Annotated in this window: 18 protein-coding genes; 15 read left to right on the forward strand and 3 right to left on the reverse strand. The window is 43.1% G+C overall.

The genetic code is table 11. The features are described 5' to 3' along the window. The first annotated feature begins 11 nt into the window (after positions 1-11). The 3 genes from N7974_RS14035 (at position 12) to N7974_RS14045 (ending at position 5,233) form a co-directional block, all read left to right on the forward strand. The gene (locus N7974_RS14035; protein ID WP_262966224.1) at positions 12-542 is read left to right on the forward strand and encodes a hypothetical protein; all 531 of its coding nucleotides are present in this window, start codon (positions 12-14) and stop codon (positions 540-542) included. A 376-nt stretch (positions 543-918) separates the two neighbouring features. Continuing rightward, positions 919-4,629: a pyridine nucleotide-disulfide oxidoreductase gene (locus N7974_RS14040; RefSeq protein ID WP_262966225.1), complete on the forward strand. Its 3,711-nt coding sequence runs from the start codon at positions 919-921 to the stop codon at positions 4,627-4,629. A gap of 118 nt (positions 4,630-4,747) precedes the next feature. Next, positions 4,748-5,233, forward strand: a complete 486-nt coding sequence (locus tag N7974_RS14045) for a YchJ family protein (protein WP_262966226.1) — start codon at positions 4,748-4,750, stop codon at positions 5,231-5,233. Positions 5,234-5,458: 225 nt separating this feature from the next. On the opposite strand, the gene N7974_RS20690 is transcribed toward N7974_RS14045, so the two are convergent. The 3 genes from N7974_RS20690 to N7974_RS14060 form a co-directional block, all read right to left on the reverse strand. Beyond that, the gene (locus N7974_RS20690) at positions 5,459-5,935 is read right to left on the reverse strand and encodes a septal ring lytic transglycosylase RlpA family protein (protein WP_317451613.1); all 477 of its coding nucleotides are present in this window, start codon (positions 5,933-5,935) and stop codon (positions 5,459-5,461) included. Between the two features lie 385 nt (positions 5,936-6,320). After that, entirely contained in the window at positions 6,321-7,085 is a 765-nt protein-coding gene (locus N7974_RS14055) for a hydroxypyruvate isomerase family protein (RefSeq protein WP_262966227.1), read from the reverse strand. Next, entirely contained in the window at positions 7,078-7,962 is an 885-nt protein-coding gene (locus N7974_RS14060) for an NAD(P)-dependent oxidoreductase (protein WP_262966228.1), read from the reverse strand. The genes N7974_RS14055 and N7974_RS14060 overlap by 8 nt, the downstream gene beginning before the upstream one ends. Before the next feature lie 446 nt (positions 7,963-8,408). Here N7974_RS14060 and N7974_RS14065 point away from each other — a divergent pair, with 446 nt between their 5' ends. The 12 genes from N7974_RS14065 (at position 8,409) to N7974_RS14120 (ending at position 18,138) form a co-directional block, all read left to right on the forward strand. Then, positions 8,409-8,936: a YceD family protein gene (locus tag N7974_RS14065; RefSeq protein WP_262966229.1), complete on the forward strand. Its 528-nt coding sequence runs from the start codon at positions 8,409-8,411 to the stop codon at positions 8,934-8,936. Beyond that, positions 8,936-9,115, forward strand: coding sequence for a 50S ribosomal protein L32 (rpmF, locus tag N7974_RS14070; protein WP_243220797.1), 180 nt, complete (start codon positions 8,936-8,938; stop codon positions 9,113-9,115). Before N7974_RS14065 ends, rpmF begins: the two co-directional genes overlap by 1 nt. 81 nt (positions 9,116-9,196) lie before the next feature. Continuing rightward, positions 9,197-10,225 carry a phosphate acyltransferase PlsX gene (gene plsX, locus N7974_RS14075; protein WP_262966230.1) on the forward strand — a complete coding sequence of 343 codons (1,029 nt, stop codon included), beginning with the start codon at positions 9,197-9,199 and terminating at the stop codon, positions 10,223-10,225. Next, on the forward strand, positions 10,222-11,190 hold the full coding sequence (locus N7974_RS14080; RefSeq protein WP_262966231.1) for a beta-ketoacyl-ACP synthase III: 969 nt from the start codon (positions 10,222-10,224) through the stop codon (positions 11,188-11,190). The genes plsX and N7974_RS14080 overlap by 4 nt, the downstream gene beginning before the upstream one ends. Before the next feature lie 15 nt (positions 11,191-11,205). Continuing rightward, entirely contained in the window at positions 11,206-12,156 is a 951-nt protein-coding gene (gene fabD / locus N7974_RS14085) for an ACP S-malonyltransferase (RefSeq protein WP_262966232.1), read from the forward strand. After that, on the forward strand, positions 12,149-12,877 hold the full coding sequence (gene fabG, locus N7974_RS14090; protein WP_243220800.1) for a 3-oxoacyl-ACP reductase FabG: 729 nt from the start codon (positions 12,149-12,151) through the stop codon (positions 12,875-12,877). The genes fabD and fabG overlap by 8 nt, the downstream gene beginning before the upstream one ends. A 140-nt stretch (positions 12,878-13,017) precedes the next feature. After that, on the forward strand, positions 13,018-13,248 hold the full coding sequence (acpP, locus tag N7974_RS14095) for an acyl carrier protein (RefSeq protein WP_243220801.1): 231 nt from the start codon (positions 13,018-13,020) through the stop codon (positions 13,246-13,248). 175 nt (positions 13,249-13,423) lie between these two features. After that, positions 13,424-14,668, forward strand: a complete 1,245-nt coding sequence (gene fabF, locus N7974_RS14100; RefSeq protein ID WP_262966233.1) for a beta-ketoacyl-ACP synthase II — start codon at positions 13,424-13,426, stop codon at positions 14,666-14,668. Positions 14,669-14,698: 30 nt separating this feature from the next. Beyond that, on the forward strand, positions 14,699-15,532 hold the full coding sequence (pabC, locus tag N7974_RS14105; protein WP_262966234.1) for an aminodeoxychorismate lyase: 834 nt from the start codon (positions 14,699-14,701) through the stop codon (positions 15,530-15,532). Further along, positions 15,507-16,532: an endolytic transglycosylase MltG gene (gene mltG, locus N7974_RS14110; protein ID WP_262966235.1), complete on the forward strand. Its 1,026-nt coding sequence runs from the start codon at positions 15,507-15,509 to the stop codon at positions 16,530-16,532. Before pabC ends, mltG begins: the two co-directional genes overlap by 26 nt. Continuing rightward, the gene (gene tmk, locus N7974_RS14115; RefSeq protein WP_262966236.1) at positions 16,529-17,152 is read left to right on the forward strand and encodes a dTMP kinase; all 624 of its coding nucleotides are present in this window, start codon (positions 16,529-16,531) and stop codon (positions 17,150-17,152) included. The genes mltG and tmk overlap by 4 nt, the downstream gene beginning before the upstream one ends. After that, positions 17,149-18,138, forward strand: a complete 990-nt coding sequence (locus N7974_RS14120; protein ID WP_262966237.1) for a DNA polymerase III subunit delta' — start codon at positions 17,149-17,151, stop codon at positions 18,136-18,138. Before tmk ends, N7974_RS14120 begins: the two co-directional genes overlap by 4 nt. Position 18,139 lies beyond the last annotated feature (1 nt).

An 18,139-nucleotide genomic window follows, 5' to 3' on the forward strand; every position in this document is an offset into this window, starting at 1 on the left:
TCTAGTGCGATATGAGAATTTTTATCGGCTGTTCTCGTGGGCAGGGTCAGAGGTGTAGAAGAGACAGAGAAACAACACGGCAGGCGCAGCAACAAGAAGCGGGGCGTCAGCAGGAACTGCAAAATCAACAGCAAGTGGAAGCGCAGTCGCAACAGGCCGTGCGTGCTCAAGTAGAAGCCCGGCAGGCCCAGCAACAGGAAGCGGCGCGTCAGCAGGAACTACAAAATCAACAGCAACTGGAAGCGCAGTCGCAACAGGCCGAGCGTGCTCAAGTAGAAGCACGGCAGGCCCAGCAACAGGAAGCGGCGCGTCAGCAGGAGCTACAAAATCAACAGCAACTGGAAGCGCAGTCGCAACAGGCCGAGCGTGCACAAGAACAAGCTCGGCAGGCACAGCAACAGGAAGCGGCGCGTCAGCAGGAACTACAAAATCAACAGCAACTGGAAGCGCAGTCGCAACAGGCTGAGCGTGCACAAGCGGAAGCCCAGAAAATTAAGGAACAAGAATTGGCGCGACAACGCGAAATTGACAGGCAGCAATAATCATCCTAAGGCGTACGGACTGATTTGCTTGCAACGAAAGGACAACAAACGACAATTCCCCGAGAGTTTGCGTACCGTTCTGCGAAAGGCTGTCGGGGAAAGTTCCTGCGGCCTACTCACCGTCAGATGTATTGTCGGTCTTATATTTTCTGCATGTCTTATATATAAAGGTTATCTTGGAATATTTGTCCGATTTAATGTCGCTACTTTATAGTCATGGTTGCGGTGATTAATCTATAAAGATTATCAGTGGATAAAATAGTCATTTTTACTTAAAATGTCCGGTAAATAATCAATTTCAGTAACCTGTCTGCATAACCGGTTCTACTTTCAGTAACCTGTTTATACAGATGTAAGCTAATCAAATATAAGCCTTATGGAACAACATACTTTAATCCTTGGAATCCCTAACTTCACTTACGCCGATTTATACGATGCCGCACGTCTAAAAGATTTACTGGATGTATTTGATGCGTCAATTAAAACGCATGATGTTGAGCTCTATGATAAATTTTCCGCCTATCGCCAAAGTCAGGGCGAAGGCCTAAAGCCGGAGGAAATTTCTGACTTGCTGGTGAGTATGGGGCCTTATGTTGGCCAGTTTGTTGCCAAGTTATTTAATGTGTCCGAACAGCATCAAACGCAAAATCTTAAAATTAAAGATGAGATCGACACGATTTTTAACTTTAAGAACGAAGTCGTAGAAAAGCTGGGTGTTGTGTTTAAAGGCCAGGATACCAGTGATTGGGCTATTTCTTCTATCTTGAATCGTTTTGATTTACTGATTGAGGCGGGTTTCCCGGAAGCCAATCAAGATAATGATCCTGAGCACCGGGTTGCGCGTGTCGGAGCGGTTATTGGTTTATTGTCCAGCCACTATAAATTGCTTGCCAAGGGTAAAGTCAGTGAGTACGAAAATGCCGATGAGCAAGTCTCTGCTTTACGTGCAAAGCTGGCGGCTCATGAGCTGGCGGCAACTGAATTTGACGAAATCATTAATGCGCCGGACGCTGCTGAATTTATTAGCGGCTTGATGGATGTCGTACAGCGCTGGAGCTTTGTTGCCCAAGAAGATAACGATATAGTCGCTGACTGGTTAAGTTTTAAATTTCCTGAAAAACGCGATTTTGAAAATTTGGTTGAACACGATACCGTTGATCGTGGTGAATTTACTGCGTGGATGGGTGATTTGGAACATCGTCGCCGTAGGGATGGATTTAAGCTGACTGATCCACGTTTTAATCAACGGCAGGTATTGTCAGAAGTTAATCATTGCATCTATTGCCATGAACGCGATACCGATTCGTGCTCAAAGGGCATGCGTAACAAGAAAACCAACACCTTTAAAATTGATCCGCTCGGCGTTACGACTATTGGCTGTCCGCTGGATGAAAAAATATCGGAAATGCATCTGGTTAAACGCAATGGCGATAATATTGGCGCATTGGCCATTATCATTATCGATAATCCGATGTGTCCGGGTACCGGCCATCGTATTTGTAACGAGTGCATGAAAGGTTGTATTTATCAAAAAACCGATCCGGTTAATATTCCGCAAATTGAAACCAATGTGCTGACTGATGTACTGTTCATGCCTTACGGCTTTGAAATATACGGCTTGCTCACCCGCTGGAATCCGTTAAATGTTAAGCGTCCCACCATGTTGCCTTATAACGGTAAAAATGCTCTGGTGGTAGGATTAGGTCCTGCCGGCTATACCATGAGCCATTATTTATTAAATGAAGGTTTTGGTGTTGCCGGTATTGATGGCTTAAAGCTGGAACCTTTACCTGTCGCTTTAACTGGCGATGCGAATAATTTGCCGGTACCGATTGTTGATTTTAACGATCTCTATGAAGATTTGGATAAACGCATTCTGGCAGGTTTTGGCGGTGTGGCTGAATATGGCATTACCGTGCGCTGGGACAAAAACTTTCTAAAGGTGATTTACCTGACACTACAAAGACGTGAAGCCTTCCGCGCTTATGGGGGTGTGCGTTTTGGTGGTACATTAACTATTGATGATGCCTGGGGTATGGGGTTTGATCATATTTGCATCGCGTCGGGTGCGGGAAATCCAACCATTATCGGCCTGAAAAACAATTTGATGCGCGGCATACGTAAAGCCTCGGACTTTTTGATGGCGTTACAATTGACCGGTGCCGCCAAGGCTTCTTCAATGGCTAATTTGCAGGTGCGTTTGCCCGCAGGTGTAATCGGTGGCGGTTTGACGGCTATTGATACCTCTACCGAATTGATGGCGTATTATCCTGTGCAGGTTGAAAAAATCCTGCATCGTTATGAGAAGCTGTCTGAGACTTATGGTGAGCAGACTGTTCGTGGTCGTTACGATAAAGAAGAAACCATTATCCTTGATGAATTTCTGGAGCATGGTAAAGCCATACACGCAGAACGCCAACGCGCCGAAGCTGAGGGTGAGTTACCGCATTTTCAACCGTTGGTGGAATCTTGGGGCGGCGTAACGCTGTTTTATCGTAAAGGCATGAAAGATGCTCCTGCTTATCGTCAAAATCACGAAGAAATTAACGAGGCATTGCAAGAAGGTATTGCTTTGGCAGAAGGCATGAGTCCGCTCAGTGCAGGTGCTGATGAATACGGGCATTTAGAGGTCGTAGACTTTGAAAAACTGACGTTGGAAACTGACGGTTGGAAGAGTTCAGGGCAAATCATTAAAGTTCCGTTACGCAGTTTATATGTCGCTGCAGGAACATCGCCCAATATTATTTACCAAAATGAATATCCTGACACCTTTGTCATGGATAAATGGTTTTTCCAGCGCTATGAACCCGAATGGACAAACGATGCCGTTGAATTAGTGCCGATGAGCGATGAAGCGTTCCCAAAGCTTGGTAAGCCTGCACCGCTAACATCCTATCAAAAAGACGGTAAATTTATCAGTTTTTATGGCGACAATCATCCTGTTTATGCGGGTAATGTTGTTAAGGCCATGGCCAGTGCCAAGAATGGTTATCCTTATGTCGTTAAATTATTTGAACAACAATTGGCGGGCTTAAATCCGGCGCAACAGCCGGGACGTGATGCCGACTTAAAGGCCTTGTTTGCTCGTTTGGATTCAGCGTTTAAAGCGACTATTATCGCGATTAACCGACTGACACCAACAATTATTGAAGTTATTGTAAAGGCGCCACTGGCTGCTGAAAAATTTCATCCGGGGCAATTTTACCGCGTACAAAATTATGAAGCGTTTGCGCCAACCGTTGAAGGTACCGTATTGGTTGCCGAAGGTTTGGCGCTAACCGGTGCGGAGGTCGATAAAGAAAAAGGTACGATTTCCTTGATTGCACTGGAAATGGGTTCATCTTCTCGTCTTTGTGCGACTTGGAAAGTGGGCGATCCGCTCGTTATCATGGGTGTGACCGGCACACCGACTGAAATACCCACCAAACAAACCGTACTGCTAATCGGTGGTGGTTTGGGTAATGCCGTACTGTTTTCTATTGGTAAGGCATTGCGTGCTGCCGGTAATCGCGTGATTTATTTTGCGGGTTATAAAAATACGCAGGATCGTTTCAAAATTGAAGACGTTGAAGCGGCCGCTGATCTGGTTATTTGGGCCGTCGACAAAGGTACTGATGTAGTCGCTATTCAACCAACACGCCCACAAGATAAAACTTTTGTCGGTAATATTTTGGAGTGTATGGTGGCTTATGCTGAAGGTGATTTGGGTGAACAGCCTATTTCGCTGGCTGATGTTGATCATCTGGTTGTTATCGGCTCGGATCGCATGATGGCAGCAGTTAAATCGGCCCGTTTTGATGTCTTAAAACCCTATCTTAATAAAGCTCATCATGCTGTTGGTTCTATCAACTCACCTATGCAATGCATGATGAAAGGTATCTGTGCCCAGTGTTTGTGTAAACATGTCGATGCCGAAACCGGCAAGGAATATTTTGTTTATTCTTGCGACAACCAGGATCAGGATTTGGATAAAGTTGATTTTCCACATTTAAATGCACGTTTACGACAAAATACCGTACAGGAAAAGCTGTCTAATTTGTGGTTGGATTATTTGTTGGAAAAGCAAAAATCTGGAGAAGTGGTATAGGTTGGATTAGTCGATAGCTGTAACCCAACATGTCGATGTCGGCAATGTTGGGTAATAGTGCAGTCACATGCACAAGCCAAACAGCAACAAATATCTAATGCCGTTATAAGGAATTTTTTTGAACAATCAAACACTTTGTCTCTGCGGCTCCGGTATTGACTATCAACAATGCTGCGGGCCATTTCATTCCGGTGAAAAAACACCGGTAACTGCTGAAGCCTTAATGCGTTCGCGTTACAGTGCTTATGTTTTACGCAATGGGGCTTATTTACAAGATACTTGGGAGGCAACCAGGCGACCTAAGGCGATAGATTTTTCCAGAGAAAATATTGCTTGGTTGCGGTTGGAAATTACCGACATAAAAAAAGGTGGAGTTAAGGACAGCAAAGGCGTGGTGGCATTTAAGGCCTTTTATATGCAGGATGATCAAGAGCATGTTATGACTGAAATTAGTCGCTTCACTAGAACAAACGGGCGTTGGTTCTATCTGGATGGGGTTATTAAGTCAATGAGTAAAGTGGATCTGCAAACTAATCAGGGTAAGAATGCGCCATGTTCTTGCGGTAGCGGCAAGAAATTTAAGCGGTGTTGTGGGGTTGGGTGAGCATCTGTGTTTCTATAGTTATGGGTAAAATTTTACACAAGGCAATGGTTCAATAGTAAGGATTGAATTTATTGTGATATTTTGAAATGATGATAAATAATAGCTGAAGCTTGCGATAGATTGAACAATTTGGTGTAGTAGAGTGTTTGGTTTTAGCCAAGCACCCTACTATGAAAATTGTAATAATTCATTGCATTTAAAAAGATTAACAGCGGTTATTGGGAGTTATTGGCTTAATAATGCCAATGTTTCATTGGATCCCAGCGGCGTGATTTGTACTGAAGCAATGCCTTTGATGCCAAGTTTTTTAGCGGCAGCGTAGGATAAATCCATTGCTCTTCTGCCATGAAAAGGACCTCTATCATTGATGCGAACAACAACGCTACGATGATTTTTAAGGTTGGTTACTTCTGCGTAAGATGAAAGAGGCAATGTTTTATGTGCCGCAGTCATTGCATACATGTTAAATCTTTCGCCATTAGCCGTTTTTTTGCCATGGAACTCAGCACCATACCAAGAAGCTTTGTTTTGATGATGGTCATTTGAATGTGCTTTTGCCGAATGACTCTTATGACGACCTGCTGCTTCGGCAGATTGTATAGGGTTGGAAAGATAACTGCATATAACAACTAAAGAAACTGCTAGTATCAGTTTATTCATAAATAAAAAGCCTTTGTAATTAAAATCTATGGCCTGTTTCATAGGTGGCCATTTATAAAGAATCCAGAGTATTGGCTTATGTCCAACTTGTCCGGGTTCTAGTTTTATCGCACCAAAGCATATTGTTTTACTCCAGGGCGTTCAGCGTTAATGTTTTAACGCGAGCCAAGTTTAACTTGGCAAGTCTTAAGGCTTCCTTAAATTGTAAGGCAGGGTTGAAAAACACAGGCTAATAATAATCAATGGGTTATATGTATATGCCGGGTAATTTTTGGCTGCTTATCCTTTGACAAGTCATGCCTGATCATGGGCGACGAGTTTATAATGATTAATAACGCAGGTTTTCCGAACAGGTTTTTAACGGTAGGGATATGATTTTTTTTAAAATATTTCATGCTACGGGTGGCATGAGGTGCCTGTTTTTGGTTTAAAACCACTTCAGGCTTTCAGATGTTGTGCCAACCGGTTTGTATTCAGCGCCAGTCCATCCGGTATATGTTGACCTTTCAATAACCGAGAAAAGTCGTTCAAAATTAATCTGCCCTGTACCTGGTTGGCCTCGCCCCGGGCAATCTGCAAATTGAATGTGACCGATTTTATCAGCATGTCGGGTAATAAATTCATCGGGCTTGTCACCCATCATGTGCATATGATAAATATCGTATTGCATCAATAAATCAGGATGATTTAATTGCTTTAATACATTCAGCATTTGTTGGCCGTTATGGATAATAAAGCCGGGCATATCGTGGCTGTTAATGGCTTCAAAGACGGTTTTAATACCAAGTGATGAAAAGGCTTCAACAGCAAAGCTCAGGTTTTCTTTAAAAGTTTTCAAGTAGGCCTGTTTTCGTGTTTTATTAAAGCAACGGCCAGGTAATATATTGATGGCTTCCGGCTTTAAAAGTGCTGCATATTTCAGTGATTGGGCGACCGCCTGACGAAATTGGTCTGTTTTTTCCGGTACACAAGCAAGCCCTTCGCCTCCATTAAGAAGATCGCCCGCGTCTACATTAAATAATATTAATTTTAATTGTTGCTCTTCCAGGGTTTTTTTAAGGGTTTCTGCACTCAAGCTAAAGGGAAATTGTATTTCAACCGCATCAAACCCGCTTTGCTTTGCTGCTTTGAAGCGATTGATAAGATCTACTTCTGTGAATAGCATGCTTAAATTAGCTGTGAATTTAAGCATCGTTTTTAGTAAATAGTTTAATCAAAGTTGAAGGGTTTTGTTCTAAATAGCCATGGCTGCCATGTAATTGCATAAGCTGTGCTGCCAGGCTGGACATAGGAATGGCATTGCCTTGTTTAATGGCTAAGTCAACAGCCATATTCAAATCTTTTAACAAGGTTTTAACTCGCCATTTAACGGGTTCAAAAGTAGTTGTTGCCATTTCCGGGCCGACGATTTGCAAGGGTGTAGAGTCAGCAAAGCCACCGGATAGCGCTTGCGGTATTTTCTCGGCAGCTACCCCGGCTTGTTGGGCTAGTGCGATCATTTCAGCGATAACCAAAACGTTGCAACTGACAATCATTTGGTTGCATATTTTGGTGACCTGTCCGCAGCCTGTGTCGCCCATGTGGGTCAGTTGTTTATAAAGCGGAGCCAGGACGATGCGGGCAATATTGATGTTTTCCAGGCTGCCCCCGGCCATAATTGCCAAGCTGCCTTGTTCGGCACCGACAACACCACCAGAAACGGGTGCATCGACCCAAGACATTCCGCATCGATTATGCAGCATTGCCGCTAGTTGGCGGGTATTTTCCGGGTGGATACTGGATAAATCTATTAGTAGCTGGTTTGCTGAGCCGTTTTCCATAATATCGTTACGTACAACCGCTTCAACCGCGCTAGTATCGGTCAGGCACAGTAAAATGATGTGGGATGTTTTGACTAATTCAGCAACAGATGAGCAAACCTTGGCTCCCGCATCGGTAACGGACGATAGTTTTTCAGGGCTACGATTCCATACGTTGACACTAAAGCCGGCATTTAATAGACGCAAAGTCATGGGGCTGCCCATTAAACCGATACCTATGAAGCCAAGAGTGGGTTTTTTATCGGTCATAATTATTTTTTTATGGATTGGATTGTCAATGATTCGGAATTTAACGCCATATGAAACGATTTGGCGCCTTAATATAAGGGAGGAAAAAGCAGTAAATGAGCAATAGTTTGTATTGATTGCTCGGCATTGGTTGGCCTTAGTTTAAGTTTAATAATCTTAAAAGAAAAATTAATCGATTTTTAGTCATGAGTGCATTTAACGAAGAAAAATACCGGATAATTTTCTGTCCAAAGTATAATGTGCGGATATTATAAGTGTTCCAAGCCAAGGAATGAAGGTGCTTTGTTAATTAAGAAGAACAAGATCTTTTAAAGATTGCACTATCCATGTATGGTTGGTTTTATTCTAAATAGTGAGGTTTTTTAATGAGAGCCTTTTATTTTATATAATAAAAATTGTATTTAGAATTTGACGCTTTTATTTTTTCCCTATATTATTTCGCAGTTATGTTAGATAGATTACCCGAATATATCGATCCTTTACATCTCGCTGATAAGCGTGGTGAATTGAAGGGTCAAATACCATTAAAAAATCTGGATCGTTTGGCGAAAATGCTGATTAACGACACCGGTACAGTTGCTGTCGACCTTTTTTTTGGTCGGGAAGGGCGACTGGCCAAAGTTGAGGGTCATATTAAGGCTGTTTTGGAGCTTGAATGCCAAAATTGTCTGGAGGCTGTTGATTGGCCTATTGATTGTGCGATCAAATTAGGTATTGTTAATTCAATGGATCAAGCGAACAGATTGCCCGAAGATTATGAACCATTGATGGTTGAAGAAGAGAAAGTTCTTCTTAAAAATATTATTGAAGATGAGATATTACTCATATTACCTGCTTTCCCAAAGCACCAACATGCCTGTTTTGTCCAGAAAATTGACAATAACAGCGTAGATCCATTAGTGAATGACGAGTCGTCATCCCCTGAAAACCCTTTTTCCATTTTAGCCAAACTTAAAAACACTGGAGATTTATAATGGCCGTACAGAAAAGCAAAGTGTCACGTTCAAGACGTGGTCAGCGTCGTTCACATGACGCCTTAACAGCAAAAGCATTAACTCAAGATCCAATCACTGGTGAAATGCATTTACGTCATCACATGACTCCGGACGGTTACTTTAAAGGTCGTCAGATCGTAGGCGCAAGCGAAGAGTAATCGCTTTTTGCTCTGAAATGATGCCATGCCGAATCATATCTGGTTCGGCTTCCTTTAATAACTGCGGAGTTGTTCGTCGGCGTGAGTTTAACAATTTCAATTGATGCGATGGGCGGGGACCACGGTCCTGAAGTCACTATTCCGGCATCATTGGATTGTTTAAAAAACAATCCAGACTTAAAACTGATTTTAGTAGGCGATGAAGCTGTTATTAAACAGTTATTGCCATCGGAATTAGCCGATTATCAAGACAGACTCACTATCCATCATGCATCCCAGTGTGTTGGTATGGATGAGTCACCATCCAAGGCGCTTAAAAACAAAAAAGATTCATCAATGCGGGTTGCTATCAATCTGGTTCGTGATGGCCATGCTGATGCCTGTGTGAGTGCTGGTAATACCGGTGCTTTAATGGCGACTGCGCGCTTTGTTTTAAAAATGATTCCGGGGATTGATCGTCCTGCCATTATTTCTACGTTACCATCAATTCACGGACATATTCATGTGCTTGATTTGGGAGCAAATGTAGATTGTACTGCGGAGCATCTTTTTCAATTTGCCATCATGGGCAATGAATTGGTTAAAGCGGTTGATGCAATTGATAGCCCAAAAGTAGGTTTGTTAAATATTGGCGAAGAAGATACGAAAGGTAATGGACAGGTTAAGGCTGCTGCAAAGTTATTGGAAAATTCATCGTTAAATTATATTGGTTATGTAGAAGGTAACTCTTTAAATGCCGGACATATCAAAGTTGATTTGATTGTTACTGATGGATTTGTTGGTAATGTCGCGCTTAAATCCATTGAAGGTGCGGCCAAAATGATTGGCTTTGCGTTAAAAGAGGCTTTTGGCAAAAATATTTTGACCAAGCTGGTTGGTTTGCTTGCCTATCCCGTTCTTAAGTCCTTTAAACAGCGCATAGATCCTCGTTTGTATAATGGTGCCAGTTTTCTGGGTCTTCGAGGATTAGTTATTAAAAGTCATGGCGGAGCAGATATTCTTGCTTTTAAAACGGCTATTCAGCTTGCTGAAATTGAAGTTAAAAAAGATGTTATCAGAAAGATAAGCGAGCAAGTAGAGAAAATCTTGGCTCTTAGAGAAATCGCATGATTCGTTATTCAAGAGTAATTGGTACCGGTGGTTATCTGCCAGAAGAAGTTCGCACTAATGAGCAAATATCAGAGACTGTTGATACCTCGGATAGCTGGATTTATGAGCGAACAGGCATTAAAAGTCGCCGTATTGCGGGAGCGCATGAATCAGCGGCAAGTATGGCAGAGATTGCCGCCAGACAGGCCATAGAGGCCGCTGGTTGCGATCCGGAAGAAATTGATTTGATTATAGTTGCGACTGGCACACCTGAGTATGTGTATCCGAGCACAGGTTGTTTGCTACAACAGCGATTAGGCATTAAAAATGCTGTTGCATTTGACGTGCAGGCGGCTTGCTCAGGATCTATTTTTGCTTTGAGTATTGCTGATCAATATATCAAGTCAGGCGCTGCCAAGACAGTTCTTGTGGTGGGTTCTGAAATTTGTTCACGTATTCTTGACTGGACCGATCGGGGTACCTGTATTTTATTTGGCGATGGTGCCGGAGCCTTATTATTAAGGGCTTCAGATGAAGCTGGTGTTTTGTCTACGCATATTCATTCCGACGGGGAGTATAAGGATCTGTTGTATTGTACGATCCCTCAAGTTGCTACCGATAGTAACGAGAATGAGGCCGGTCGTATCAGTATGCGTGGCAACGAAGTCTTTAAAGTTGCTGTTAATACGCTGGGGCGGATTGTTGATGAAACGCTGGAAGCAAATAATATGGATATGTCTGAAATTGACTGGCTGGTTCCCCATCAGGCAAATATACGAATTATTACCGCTACCGCCAAAAAATTAAAAATGTCCATGGATCAGGTTGTCGTAACGCTTGAAAGCCAAGGTAATACTTCGTCCGCTTCGGTGTTGCTTGCCTTTAATGAAGCCGTTCGTGATGGCCGCATTAAGCGCGGGCAGGTAGTCTTACTTGAAGCATTTGGCGCAGGTTTTACCTGGGGTTCTGCATTAATTAAATATTAAACTAAGCTTTTAAAAATGAGCAAGCAAATGTATAACTTGGCTTTTGTTTTTCCCGGGCAGGGTTCCCAGTCGTTAGGTATGCTGTCCGCTTTGGCAGCCAACCATGATGAAGTAAGGCACACTTTTGAGCGGGCTTCTGACGCGCTTGGTAAAGATTTGTGGTCTATTGTTGTCAATGGTCCGGAAGAAAGCCTTAATCAAACGCAAAATACACAGCCAGCCATGCTTGCTGCAGGTGTCGCGGTTTGGCAGGTTTGGTGTAAACAGAGCGCTATTCGCCCGGACTGGATGGCAGGGCATAGTCTTGGTGAATATACGGCCTTGGTTTGTTCGGGTGCAATGTCTTTTGAAGACGGCATAAAGCTGGTTGCAGTAAGAGGGCAATTAATGCAGGACGCTGTGCCGGTTGGCGTCGGCTCAATGGCGGCAATTTTGGGGCTTGACGATCAACAGGTTGTTGCTATTTGTGCTCAGGTTGCCGAAAATGAGGTGGTTTCTGCGGTTAACTTTAATGCACCTGGTCAAGTGGTTATCGCTGGTAATCTTGCTGCTGTCGAAAGGGCGATGCTTGCGGCGAAAGATGCAGGGGCTAAACGTGCCCTATTATTGCCGGTTAGTGTGCCTTCTCATTGTGCTCTGATGCAAACAGCTGCTGACAAGCTGGATCAATATTTGCTGAATACAGTTATTGATGAGCCGAAAATGACTTTGATTCATAATGTCGATGTTGCTTCACATACTACGCCGGAACTAATTCGTCAGGCCTTAAAAGAGCAGTTGTATAAGCCGGTGCGCTGGGTTGATACCATTAAGCTGATGCAGGATAGAGGTGTCACCCGTTTTGTTGAGTGCGGTCCTGGCAAGGTACTAATCGGGCTAAATAAGCGTATCGCCAAAGAGGCTGAACATTTTTCCATGTATGATCCTGAATCGTTAAATAAAGTATTGGAGCAATTCAATGGTTAAGCAAATAGCCTTAGTAACCGGTGCAAGCCGAGGTATAGGCAGGGCAATCGCCGAAAGATTGGCAGATGACGGCTTTTTTGTTGTCGGCACTGCAACATCAGATGCTGGTGCTGATTTAATTTCCGTTTATTTGGACGGGAATGGCAAGGGTATTAAGCTTGATGTTTCTGATGCTGAATCTGTTGCACAAGTTATCAAAGAAATTAATACTGAGTTTGGTGCGCCGACAGTATTAGTTAACAATGCCGGTATCACCAAAGATAATTTGTTGATGCGGATGAAAGATGATGAATGGGATGACATTATCAATACCAACTTAACATCTGTTTTCAGGATGAGTAAGGCGGTGTTACGCGGGATGATGAAAGCCAAGACAGGTCGTATTATTAATATTTCATCTGTGGTCGGTTTTACCGGTAACGCAGGGCAGGCAAATTACGCGGCCGCAAAAGCCGGTATGATTGGCTTTGCCAAATCAATGGCGAAAGAAGTTGGGTCGCGTAATATTACTGTTAATACGGTTGCTCCCGGATTTATTGATACGGATATGACCCGGGAATTAAATGATGATATTAAAAATGCCCTGTTGGCATCGATTCCTTTGTCTCGCTTAGGAGAGGCAAAAGAAATTGCTCACACTGTTGCATTCCTTGCTTCTGCTGGTGCTGGTTATATTACCGGTGAAACCTTGCATGTCAATGGTGGGATGTTTATGCCTTAATATGGTGACAATGTTGGAATCTTTAGTATAATTGCCACGCCGTCTGGATTTGCCGGAGACGTGATTTCTAGTAAAAACTAATAACAATACCAGTGTAATTTCTAATAATTGAAAATTTACATTGTTTGAGGATAATAATTATGAGTAACATTGAAGAACGAGTAAAAAAGATTGTTGCAGAGCAATTAGGTGTTAAAGAAGATATCGCTATCGATGCTTCATTTGTGGATGATCTTGGTGCCGATTCTCTGGATACAGTTGAACTCGTTATGGCTCTTGAAGAAGAATTTGAATGCGAAATTCCAGACGATGAAGCTGAAAAAATTACTACTGTTCAGCAAGCTATCGATTACGTAGGAAAACACGCGTAATAATGATTATAAGAGGATGAACTTCTAGTTCGTCCTCTTAATCGCTGTTTGTGAATAAATTGTACAACGTGTACTTAATTATTCTGTAAAACTCTGGATTGTCAGTTTTATTTAAGACAATCTTCAGATCATTATCCCATCATCTTCTTCTTCACTTTTCTTACGGTATACTACATTGAGCAAACGTCGAGTTGTAATAACTGGATTGGGTGCGGTTACGTGCTTAGCCAACTCTGTTCCAGAAACCTGGGATGGTATTATTAACGGTAAAAGCGGTATAACACCAATTGATTCTTTTGATATTTCTCTTTTTGCCAGCACTTTTGGTGGTGTCATAAGAAATTTTGACATTGCCCAGTATATTCCTGACAAAGATGCCAAGCGCATGGATGGTTTTATCCATTACGGCATAGCTGCGGGTTCTCAAGCCATTGAAGACTCAGGCCTTGAAGTTACCGAGGCAAATGCAGAGCGTATTGGCGTAGCGATTGGCTCAGGTATTGGCGGTATTACCGGTATTGAAGAATGTTATGCCACCTATGAAAAAGGCGGTCCCCGTCGCATTTCCCCGTTCTTTGTTCCTGGCAACATCATCAATATGATTTCAGGCAATCTTTCCATTAAATACGGGTTAAAAGGCCCTAATTTTGCCATTGTTACCGCCTGTGCTACAGGTACACACAACATTGGCGATGCCGCACGCTTAATTAAGTATGGCGATGCCGATGTGATGATTGCTGGCGGCGCGGAGCGCTGTACAACATCACCGACCGCTATGGGAGGATTTGCTTCCTCCAAGGCGCTATCGCGTCGTAATGATAACCCGCAAGCGGCAAGTCGTCCCTGGGATAGGGATCGTGACGGCTTTGTCTTGAGTGATGGTGCAGGCGTCGTTGTTCTTGAAGAGCTGGAGCATGCCAAGGCGCGTGGCGCAAAAATTTATGCCGAACTAGTCGGTTATGGCATGAGCTCTGATGCCTATCACATCACAACGCCTTCCGCTGGTGGTGAAGGTGCGGCAAGGTGCATGAGAAATGCGCTTCGTGATGCGGGCATAAACACCGATGCTGTTGATTATATCAATGCCCATGGCACCTCAACGCCGGCAGGTGATGTCGGTGAAACTCAAGCTATGAAAGCTGCATTAGGTGATTCTGCTTATAACGTGGCAATCAGTTCGACAAAATCTATGCTTGGCCATATGTTAGGCGCTGCAGGTGGTATTGAGGCAGTCATTACAGCACTAAGTATTCAAAATCAAATTGCTCCGCCAACCATTAATCTTGAAAATCAGGATCCTGAATGCGATCTTGATTTTGTACCGAATACGGCAAGAAATATGAAAATTGACGTCGCCATGTCCAATTCGTTTGGTTTTGGTGGCACTAATGGTTCTTTGGTTTTTAAGCGTTACGAGTAAGATAAAGGCGCGAGTATTGCGCCTCGACCGATGATTCTCGTTAATGGTGAATACCGGACACATATTGAAATATCCGATCGTGGCTTTCAATACGGTGATGGTTTATTTGAAACAATAGCCATCACTAATGGGCAACCTGTCTTTTTTGATCGACATATGGCGCGATTACAGGCAGGTTGTCGCCGCTTGTCTATTCCTTGTCCGGATGCCTGCTTGCTCAGGCTTGAGGCTCAAAAACTTTCCCAAAATTCCGGTAGCGCCGTTCTTAAACTGATAATCACTCGTGGTTCCGGTGGACGAGGCTATCGTCAACCTGATGTGATTCAGGCTACCCGCGTATTAAGTTTACATCCATTTCCTGATTATCCTGAGGCCTTTAAACAGCAGGGTGTCGTTACCCGTTTCTGTGACATCCGTTTAGGATTAAATCCGGCGTTGGCAGGTATTAAGCATCTAAACCGGCTTGAGCAGGTACTGGCTCGTGCTGAATGGTCTGATCCTGCTATTCAGGAAGGAATTATGCTGGACATAAACGAGCAGGTCATTGAAGGAACAATGACCAATTTGTTCTATGTTAAAAACAATATGCTCTACACATCATTGCTTACGTTAGCCGGTGTTGCCGGTATTATTCGTGGCCTTATAATGACAAGCTCTTTTTATGTCGGGATTTCTGTCATAGAGCACACCTTTACTAAAGATGAGCTGCTATCTGCCGATGAGGTATTTGTCTGTAATTCGATTATAGGTATTTGGCCCGTCAAACAAATCGCACAGATCCATTTTTCAGTGGGATTGATAACCCGGAAGTTACAAATCCGTCTGGCGCAAGTTGAAAATGAGGCAATCAGTAGTGGTCTTTAAAATCATTGTTTGTTTATTACTGGCATTAATTATCGGGTCTGATTGGCTGTGGCGGGATTATCAGCGAGCTTTGCATCAGCCGGCGGTAATGGGTAATTCGGTTATTATAGAAATCAATAAAGGCGATTCTTTTAATCAGATTACCGATAAGCTGTTAACCCTGAATGTTAAATTTAAGCCGCTCTGGTTTAAGGTTATTGCCATTCAGGAAAAATCAATCAGCAAGCTTAAAACCGGGGAATATGAATTGGTTTCCGGTTTAACCTTGCCCGAAATATTGGCAATATTTGTCCAGGGAAAAACCAGGCAGTATGCGATTACTTTTCCGGAGGGCTGGACTTTTAAAGAGGTGCTGCATGCCATTGACAGTAATCCCAATCTTGAACATACCTTGTCCAATAATGATTTTGGTGTGTTAATGTCGCAGTTTGGTACCGCAGCGTCTGCACCCATCCTACCGCCTGAAGGGATGTTTTTTCCGGACACTTATTTTTTTGAAAAGCATACTTCTGATGTTGCTTTACTAAAAAGAGCTTATGATAAAATGCAGGTAGTATTAAATCAGGAATGGAGCAATAAAGCCGAGGGATTGCCTTTTAAAACGTCTTATGAAGCATTAATTCTTGCCTCCATTGTCGAGAAAGAAACCGCAGTGGTTGCCGAGCGACCCTTAATTGCGGGGGTGTTTATACGCAGACTGCAAACCGATATGCTGTTACAAACCGACCCTACGGTTATCTATGGTATGGGCGAAAACTATCAGGGTAATATCGGTTATAACGATTTAAAAACAGCGACACCTTACAATACTTATGTCATTAGAGGTTTGCCGCCCACACCTATCGCCATGCCTGGTCGGGATGCCATTTATGCGGTCCTGCATCCTGATCTTGGCAATAGTTTGTATTTTGTCGCTCGTGGTGACGGCACGCATCAGTTTTCTGCGACATTAAAAGATCATAATGTCGCCGTCGATAGTTTTCAAAGGAAGAAAAAATGATCAGAGGCAAGTTTATTACGCTGGAAGGCGGGGAAGGTGTCGGCAAGACCACTAATATCGCTTTTATAAAGGATTATCTGCAACAGCATAACATTTCTGTTGTTGTTACACGCGAACCTGGAGGAACGGCATTAGCCGAAAAAATACGCCATTTATTATTGGATAAAGACAGTGAAGCTATTTCAGAACATGCCGAGTTATTATTGATTTTTGCGGCCCGCGCCCAGCATATAAAACATGTCATTGAGCCGGCTTTAGCCCAGGGGAATTGGGTGCTTTGTGATCGTTTTACTGATGCGACATATGCTTATCAAGGTGGTGGTAGAAATATGCGTATTAGCTCTATAGAGTGGTTGGAAAATCTGGTACAAGGTAATCTAAAGCCTGATTTGACCGTGCTGCTGGATGCGCCTGTTGAAATAGGTATAGAGCGAGCCAGGGTAAGAGGTGTTTTTGATCGTTTTGAATCAGAAAAAATCAGTTTTTTTGAGAGCGTCAGACGGGCCTATTTATTACAGGCCGAGTTGCATCCTGAGCGTATCAAGCTCATTCAGGCTAATCAGCCGTTAGGGGACGTGCAAAGGGCACTGATTGATGTTATTCGTACCTTTTTAAGATGACTATATTGCCTTGGCAGCAACAAAACTGGGAGCATCTCTGTGATTATAAATCACAAAATCGTGTCCCTCAGGCTTTACTAATAAGCGGAAATAAAGGTCTCGGTAAGCAACATTTGGCTAATCAATTTGCTTTTTCGCTGCTTTGTGCTGCGCCACAAAACAACGGTTTGCATTGTGGTCATTGTGATCGTTGCTTATTGCTTAATGCGCAAACTCATCCGGATTTTATTCAGATAATACCCGATGAGCCGGGTAAATCGATTACTATTGGACAAATTCGCAGTCTGGTAACCCGGCTGACCTTAAAGCCCCAGTTTGATTCCTGGCGCGTTGTCATTGTCAGTCCGGCTGATCTTATGAATAATGCCGCAGCGAATGCTTTTCTGAAGTGTCTGGAGGAGCCGACAGAACGCACAGTTATTATTTTAATTACTGATAAACCGGCCTGTTTGCCCGCAACAATTGTTAGTCGTTGTCAGAAACTTGCTGTTGTAAAGCCAGATAAAGAAACTGTTTTTGCCTGGCTCAAGGAGCGGAATGCCGACATAATTCATAGTGATGTTATTACCCTTTACGGATTGGCGCAGGGTTCACCGTTACTGGCACTGGAATATGCCAATGACGGTACGTTAACTCTGCGTAATGACTGTTTCAAGGCATGGATTGATATAGCAAAGCAACGCAAGCATCCGGTTATTATTGCCGAGGACTGGTATAAATTACCTGAGTCACCCTTATTATTCTGGATAACATCTTGGATTGTCGACATGATTAAATGTTTTTACCCAATAAATGCCGACTGGTTATATAATCCGGACTTGAAAGAATCTTTGCAAGAGTTGTCTCAGGAACTTGAGCTGAAAGAGCTTTATAAATTGTATGATTTAATATTGGTAAGTCGGCAACGTCTCAATACTCAAATAAACAAGCAGACAATGTTTGAAGAAATTTTAATAAAATGGCTTGAACTTAATCTGGGTAAATAAC

The organism is Methylobacter psychrophilus (assembly GCF_025583945.1).
Classification (GTDB): Bacteria; Pseudomonadota; Gammaproteobacteria; order Methylococcales; family Methylomonadaceae; genus Methylobacter_C; species Methylobacter_C psychrophilus.